At 75.8% G+C, this 6,848-nt stretch carries 6 protein-coding genes; 3 read left to right on the top strand and 3 right to left on the bottom strand.

The window, feature by feature from the left end; translation table 11 throughout:
• Positions 1-146 precede the first annotated feature (146 nt).
• Positions 147-1,238: a nitric oxide synthase oxygenase gene (locus tag NH602_RS26365; RefSeq protein WP_301549258.1), complete on the top strand. Its 1,092-nt coding sequence runs from the start codon at positions 147-149 to the stop codon at positions 1,236-1,238.
• 7 nt (positions 1,239-1,245) lie between these two features.
• Here the strand turns inward: NH602_RS26365 and paaI are convergent, their stop codons facing one another.
• Complete coding sequence (gene paaI, locus NH602_RS26370; protein WP_073576109.1) at positions 1,246-1,695, bottom strand: hydroxyphenylacetyl-CoA thioesterase PaaI; 450 nt, start codon at positions 1,693-1,695, stop codon at positions 1,246-1,248.
• 67 nt (positions 1,696-1,762) lie between these two features.
• Here paaI and NH602_RS26375 point away from each other — a divergent pair, with 67 nt between their 5' ends.
• Entirely contained in the window at positions 1,763-2,407 is a 645-nt protein-coding gene (locus tag NH602_RS26375) for an NYN domain-containing protein (RefSeq protein ID WP_073576110.1), read from the top strand.
• A gap of 1 nt (position 2,408) precedes the next feature.
• Complete coding sequence (locus tag NH602_RS26380; RefSeq protein WP_253069193.1) at positions 2,409-3,734, top strand: amidohydrolase family protein; 1,326 nt, start codon at positions 2,409-2,411, stop codon at positions 3,732-3,734.
• 15 nt (positions 3,735-3,749) lie between these two features.
• On the opposite strand, the gene NH602_RS26385 is transcribed toward NH602_RS26380, so the two are convergent.
• Together NH602_RS26385 and NH602_RS26390 are read right to left on the bottom strand one after the other, a co-directional pair.
• Complete coding sequence (locus NH602_RS26385; RefSeq protein ID WP_179761502.1) at positions 3,750-4,985, bottom strand: D-arabinono-1,4-lactone oxidase; 1,236 nt, start codon at positions 4,983-4,985, stop codon at positions 3,750-3,752.
• Between the two features lie 669 nt (positions 4,986-5,654).
• Positions 5,655-6,131 (bottom strand): hypothetical protein, encoded by a 477-nt coding sequence (locus NH602_RS26390; RefSeq protein ID WP_253069194.1) that lies wholly within the window; start codon positions 6,129-6,131, stop codon positions 5,655-5,657.
• Positions 6,132-6,848 lie beyond the last annotated feature (717 nt).

The following is a 6,848-nucleotide window of genomic DNA, read 5'->3' on the forward strand; positions in this document are numbered from 1 at the left end:
GTGGCGCGCCGTCGGCCGGAAGCCGCACCGCGCCCCCGGCAGAGGCCACCGGTGGCTGCCCGGTCACCGGGCACGGACGCTCCGGCGGACACCCGCCGCCCCCCGGCGTCGCCGACGAGCGGGACCCCGCCCCCGTCGACCCGGCCGTGGCCGAGGAGTTCCTGCGCCAGGTGTACGCCGAGACCGAGCCGGGCGTCCCGCTGCCGGAGCGGCTGCGCCAGGTCCGCGCCGAGATCGACCGGGTCGGCACCTACACCCACACCACGCACGAGCTGGTCTTCGGCACCCGGGTGGCCTGGCGGAACTCCGCGCGCTGCATCGGGCGCCTGTACTGGCAGTCGCTGCAGGTCCGCGACCTGCGCCACCTGAACGACCCGGCCGACATCGCGCAGGAGAGCGTCGGGCACCTGCGCGCCGCCACCCGCGGCGGGAAGATCCGTTCGACGATGACGGTGTTCGCGCCGGACGCCCCGGGGCGTCCCGGCCCGCGGATCCGTAACGACCAGCTCGTCCGCTACGCCGGGCACCGCAACCCCGACGGCACCGTCACCGGGGACCCGGGGCAGGCCGACTTCACCGACCACGTCGTCGGGATGGGGTGGCCGCGACCGCAGCCGGCGGGCCGGTTCGACGTGCTGCCGCTGCTGATCACCGGCCCGGACGGGCGGTCCCGGCTGTTCGACGTCCCGCCGGACGCCGTGCACGAGGTCCCGCTGCGCCACCCCGAGCACCCCTGGTTCGCCCGGCTCGGGCTGCGCTGGCACTCGGTGCCCGCCATCAGCAACATGCCGCTGGAGATCGGCGGGGTCGTGTACCCGGCCGCCCCGTTCAACGGCTGGTACCTCGACACCGAGGTCGGCGCCCGCAACCTCGCCGACACCGACCGCTACGACCTGCTGCCCGAGATCGCGAAACGGCTCGGGCTCGACACCCGGTCGGTGCGCACGATGTGGCGGGACCGGGCGATGGTCGAGCTGGTCCGCGCGGTCACCTACTCCTTCGACGCCGACGGCGTCACCATGGCCGACCACCACAGCGAGGCCGAGCGGTTCATGACCTTCCTGGCGAAGGAGGAGGCCGCGGGACGGCGCTGCCCGGCCGACTGGAGCTGGATCGTGCCGCCGATGTCGGGCTCGCAGACCCCGGTCTTCCACCGCTACTACGACGAGCCCGACCCGGATCTGCGGCCGGCGTTCCTGGAGCCGCACGGGCTGCGGCCCCGCGACGACCAGGGCTGAGGGCCGTTCAGGGCCGGGCGGTGACCGGGCTCAGGCCCGGCACCTGCCGGGTGCGGCCCCGGAACTCGGCGACGACCGTCCCGTCGTCGGCGCGGACGGTGACGTCGTAGAGCCCGGACCGGCCGCTCGCGGCCCGCTCGACCGCCTCGGCGGTGAGGACGTCGCCCTCGTGCGCCGGGCGCAGGAACGCGATGTCCGCGCCGCTGGCCAGGGCGGAGACGCCGTGGGAGTTGCTGGCGTAGGCCATCGCGGTGTCGGCGAACAGGAACAGGTAGCCGCCGTGGCAGACCCCGTGCCCGTTGACCTGGTCGGGACGGACGGTCATGGTCGCCGTCGCCCGTCCGGGGGTGACCGCGACGACGTCGACCCCCGCCGCACGGCTCGCCCGGTCGCCGTCGCGCATGATCTCGGCGGTCCGGGTGGCGAGCTGCTCCGGCCCGGTCGGTGGGTTCTCCATGGGGACAGTCTCACCCGCGTGGGCGCCGGGCCGGGCGGGCGGGGCGACGGCGGCTAGGCTCCCCGGCATGAGCAGCGGGACGGGGCAACACGGACGCGGCGTTCCGACGGGCCCGCAGGAGCGCGTGCTGCTGGTGTGGGACGCGCCCAACATGGACATGAGCCTCGGTTCGCTGCTCGGCGCCCGCCCCACCTCGGCCTACCGTCCGCGGTTCGACGCCGTCGGCCGCTGGCTGCTCGACCTCGCCGGCCCCGAGGCCGAGGCCGAGGCGTGTGTGTTCACCAACGTCGCCCCGGGCAGCATCGATATCGTCCGGCCCTGGGTCGAGGCCCTGCGCAACGTGGGTTTCGCCGTCTTCGCCAAGCCGAAGACCAGCGAGGACTCCGACGTCGACGACGACATGCTCGCCCACATCGGCATGCGCTCGGCCGAGGGCAGGCTGCGCCACGTCGTCGTCGCCTCGGGGGACGGGCGGGCGTTCCGGGAGCCGCTGGAGAAGCTCATCGAGGTCGGAACCGACGTCACGGTGATCGGCTTCCGCGAGTACGCCGGGTTCGCGCTGGCCTCGGAGACGCTGTCGTTCCTCGACCTCGAGGACATCGACGGCGTGTTCCGCGAGCCGCTGCCGCGCGTCTCGCTGGAGACCCTGCCCGACGAGGGCGCCTGGCTGCCGCCGTTCCGGTCGCTGCGCTCGCTGCTCGACCGCCGCTGACATGGCGGTCCTCCAGCGGCTCACCGCCCCGGTCGCGCTGCCCTGCACGCCCGGCTTCCCGGTCGTGCGTGACGCGGTCCTCGACGTCGACGACACCGGCCGGATCGCGTTCTTCGGCACGGCCTCCGACGCGCCGGCGACCGACGCCGTGGTGCGGCCGCTGCCCGGGCTGCTCATGCCCGGCATGGTCAACACGCACTGCCACACCCCCATGTCGCTGCTGCGCGGGATGGGCGGCGACCTGCCGCTGATGCCGTGGCTGACCGAGGTCATGTGGCCCGCGGAGGGCCTGCTGACCGAACAGGACGTCCACGCCGGGATGCTCGCGGGCTGCCTGGACCTGCTGCGGACCGGCTGCACCACCAGCGTCGAGATGTACTTCTTCACCGACGCCCTGGCCGACGCCGTCCGCACCGCGGGCTCGCGGGCCGTGCTCACCCCGGGGATCATCGCCGCGCCCGGCTGGGACCGGCTCGGGACCTGGGAGCAGATGCGCGACGACGTCTCCGCCCGGATCGACGCCCATGGCCTGGTCCCCGACGACGACGGCCGGATCGAGCTGGGCTACGGCCCGCACTCGGCCTACACGCTGCCGTCGGGTGCGCTGGAGTCGGTCGCCGCGGCCGCCCGCGAACGCGGCGCGCTGGTGCACACCCACGTCGCGGAGTCCCGCGGCGAGGACGCTGCCGTGCGCGAGGCCCACGGCTCGGTCCCGGCGATGCTCGACGCGGGCGGCGCGCTCGGCGGGCGGGTGCTGGCCGCGCACTCGGTCCACCTGTCCGACGACGACATCGCCGTCTACGCCCGGCACGGCGTCGCCGTCGCGCACTGTCCCGGCTCGAACGCGAAGCTCGCGGCGGGCACCGCCCGGCTGCTGGACCTGCGCCGGGCCGGGGTCCGGGTGGGTCTGGGCACCGACGGTCCCGCCTCCTGCGACGACCTGGACCTCTGGCACCAGGCGCGGCTCGCCGGGCTGATGGCACGGGTCGGGGCCGACGACGCCGCCGCCCTCACCGCCGCCGACGTGCTGCTCATGGGCACCGCGGACGCCGCGCACGCGATCGGCCGCGACGACCTCGGCGCGCTGGAGGCCGGGCGGCGGGCGGACGTGGTGCACGTCGACACCGACGACTCCGCGTTCGTCGCGCCGTCGGACGACGCGCAGCTCGTGTCGAACCTGGTGTGGGCAGGCGGCTCCCGCCTGGTCCACGACGTGTGGGTGGGCGGCGAGCAGGTCATCGACGCCGGTGAGCCGACCCGGGCCGACCGCCGGGCGTCACTCGCCGCGGTGCGGTCGATCTCGGCGCGGCTGCGCGGGCAGGTCTGAGCGGTCCCGCGCCCGTCAGCGGCCGAGTACGGCCGCGAGGTGCGGGTCGGTGAAGCGGCGGTCGGGGTCGAACCGATCGCGGACGGCGCGGAACGCCTCCCACCCCGGGTAGGCGACGGCGAGCTCGTCCGGCCCCCAGGCGTGCCGGGTGGTCCAGCAGGGCCGCCCGTCGGCGTCCTCGCAGACCGCGCCCGCGAGCCGGCGGACCGGCTCCTCCGCCGGTCCGCGGGTCCGCAGCCGCAGGTAGGCGGTGTCCCGACCGGACGCCGGGTGCAGCAGACCGGTCTCGGCCCGTCCGGTGCGCACCCGCACGGGACGCAGCTCCCGCCCCCGCGCGGCGACGGCGGCCCCCAGCTCGCGCAGGACCGTCCCGAGCGCGGCACGCGGCACAGCCCACTCGGACAGGTCCGGGTCCCACGGCTGCGGGTCCGGCAGTACCTCGTGCGGCGGCCCGGCCGTGCCGGGCGCCCAGCGCTGCGGCGGCGGCCACCCGGACCGCAGCCCCACCCCGGAGGACCACCACGACGACGCCAGCCGCGACACCGCCTGCCCCCAGCCGGCGCGCTCGACCGGACCGGTCGCCTCGGGCTCCGGCTCGGCCCAGCGCAGCACCGCGGACCCGGCGTGCGCCGACGGGCTGACCGCGATGTCGCACTCGGTCCAGGCGTGCTCGCCGAGCAGGTCCTCGCCGAGCACCTCGTCGATGCCGACGGCGCGCTCGTGCACCTGCAGCCGCGTGAGCGGGACGGTGCGGAGCTCCAGCGCGGTCGCGATGCCCAGTGCGCCGAGCCCGCAGCGGGCGGCGTCGAGGTCGGGTCCGGTGACGTCGCGGACCGTGCCTCGGCCGTCGACCAACCGGACGGCCCGGACCTGGCCGGACAGCGAGCCCTCCGCGGGGGCGCCGCCGTACATGCCCAGCCCGGTGGCGCCGCCGATGGTGGCGCGGGGCGCGTCGGGCACGGTGGCCAGCGCCCGGCCGGCGGCGGCGAGGGCGACGCAGAGGTCCGCGACGGTCTCCCCGGCCCGCACCCGCACGGTGTCCTCGCCGATCTCGACGACGCCGGTCAGCGCGGACACGTCGAGCAGTACGTCATCGGTCCGGACGAGGGGTCCCGGGGCGCGGCCGCCGGCACCGGTGGGGCGGACGGTGGCGCCCCGTTCCGCGGCCCGTCGCACGGCCGTCACGACGCCGGCCTCGTCGAGCGGGCGGTCGGTGCGCCGGGGGCCGGTCGCGGCGGGATCGGTGCTCATCCCTCGCAGGGTAGAACGCCGAGGGTCACCGTGCGGAACGATTCGAGCACGCGTCGCGGCGCGTCGTACGGCCGTCCGGTGGGACGGCGGTGAACGTGGTGGCGGGTGTGCCGGACGGGACGGCGAAACATGCAGCGAATGCCCTCTTGTGACCCGGACGGCCGCCCGATACGGTCACACTCCGTGGCGATCATGTCGCCACGCGAGTCCGGGACGAGGATGTCCCGCACTCGGCCCCGTCGCCCTGCCCGGAACCGCGCTCCCCACGGCTCCGGTCGGCGCCGACGGCGTCACCGGTGTCGCGCGCGCCACGCCGGTGGCCTCCGCACGCGCGAGGGCCGGGTGCGGTGGTCGGCTCCCTCCGACCATCGCCCCGGCCCTCGCCTTGCGTGCTGACGACCCAGCTCCCCAGCCGGTCGTCACCTCATCCCGCGGTCCCAAGGTGTGTCCGCGGGATGTTCTGGTGCATCCTCGGCGCTCCCGGTCCCCACCGGTCCTGCCGTGCGGCCGTACGCCTGTGGCGTGCGGCTACTCCCCGGGACGCTCCGGGGGTGTCGTGGTTGCCTCGCGTACCGATCCGGTCCCGAAAGGGTGCCGAACGGCCGTACCGCGCCGCCCGTGCCGGCGGAGCGACCGGGCCGGATGCCCGTCCGGTCGCTCGGACGCCGCTCAGGCCGTGCGGGTCAGCCGGTGCCGCCCGGCACCGCCCAGCAGATCGGCGATCGCGGCCCGGTCCGCGGCGCGCTCGGCGTCGCGACGACGGCGCAGCATCACCATGGCGGCGTCGCCCGGTGTGTTCCAGGCGCCGTCGTCCTGCTCCTGCGGCGCGTGGCCGAGCGGCTGCGCCGGGACCGGTGCGCCCTCGGCGTGGAACGCGGCGACCGTGTCCCCGGTCGGCCGGACCGCGCCACCGCGGCGGGTCGTGCGGACGGTGCCGCGGTGGACGCGGCGCACGGCGTTGCCGGCGCTCCCGCTCCGCCGGCCGTCCCGCCAGCCCCCGACGGTGAGGGCGTGGAAGATCGGGGTCTCCTCCTGGATCTCGTCGTGCGACTCGTGCCGGCCGGGGAACGGCCAGCTCTCCTGCGCGGCGCGTCGCGCCCGGATCGACGACTCGAGGCCACCCGCAGCGCTGTCGAACTCGTACACCCGCCGTACCTCCTGCTCGCCTGACATGTGGGGACCCACGGCCTGGTCCGTATCGCGTACACCCGGTACCGCCGTTCGGCCCACTCACCCGGTCAACGGGTGACACACGAGAGGGGAAACGGGGGTGACAGTTCTGGTTGCGAGGTCCCCTCGTACGAGTGGCGTGACCGGTCCAGGACTCTCCGTATTGTCTACGGAGCGTGTTCACCCGGCCTCCTCCTGGAGCAGTCGGTGACGTCGGTTCGGAGTCCGGCCCGTCGGAAGCCCTCGGCGACGGGTCCTCGCCTCGGCCCAGGTGACCACTATCCGGCACGTCGCGGCCACCATGCGGCGGTGCGTCACCACATCGCCACTCCTTCGTGCCGGTGCAGCCCACGGAGTGTCGACTACACGGGTGTAGTTCAACGGAAAGTCACGAATGGCTGTCCGCACTGCTCCGTCCGTTCCGGCGCTGGGCCGTCCGGGGTGCAGTGCTCGGGGGCCGGGCCGTCACCGTTGCGTGCACCGCGCCACCCCGGCCGATCCGCCGTACCGTCGTCCCATGACGGAGCGGACCGGGCGGCCCGCCGCTCCTGCCGGGAGCGGCATCCGGCGCCCACGGCACGACGACGACCCTGCCCTTCGCGGGCGCGCGTCCGCGGACGGGCACCACGCGGAACCGGCGCACGCCGCGGACGAGGACTCCGGCGCCGGGCACGCACGTGTGGTCGCCCCGCG

The organism is Pseudonocardia sp. McavD-2-B (genome assembly GCF_024124365.1).
GTDB classification, from domain to species: Bacteria; Actinomycetota; Actinomycetes; order Mycobacteriales; family Pseudonocardiaceae; genus Pseudonocardia; species Pseudonocardia alni.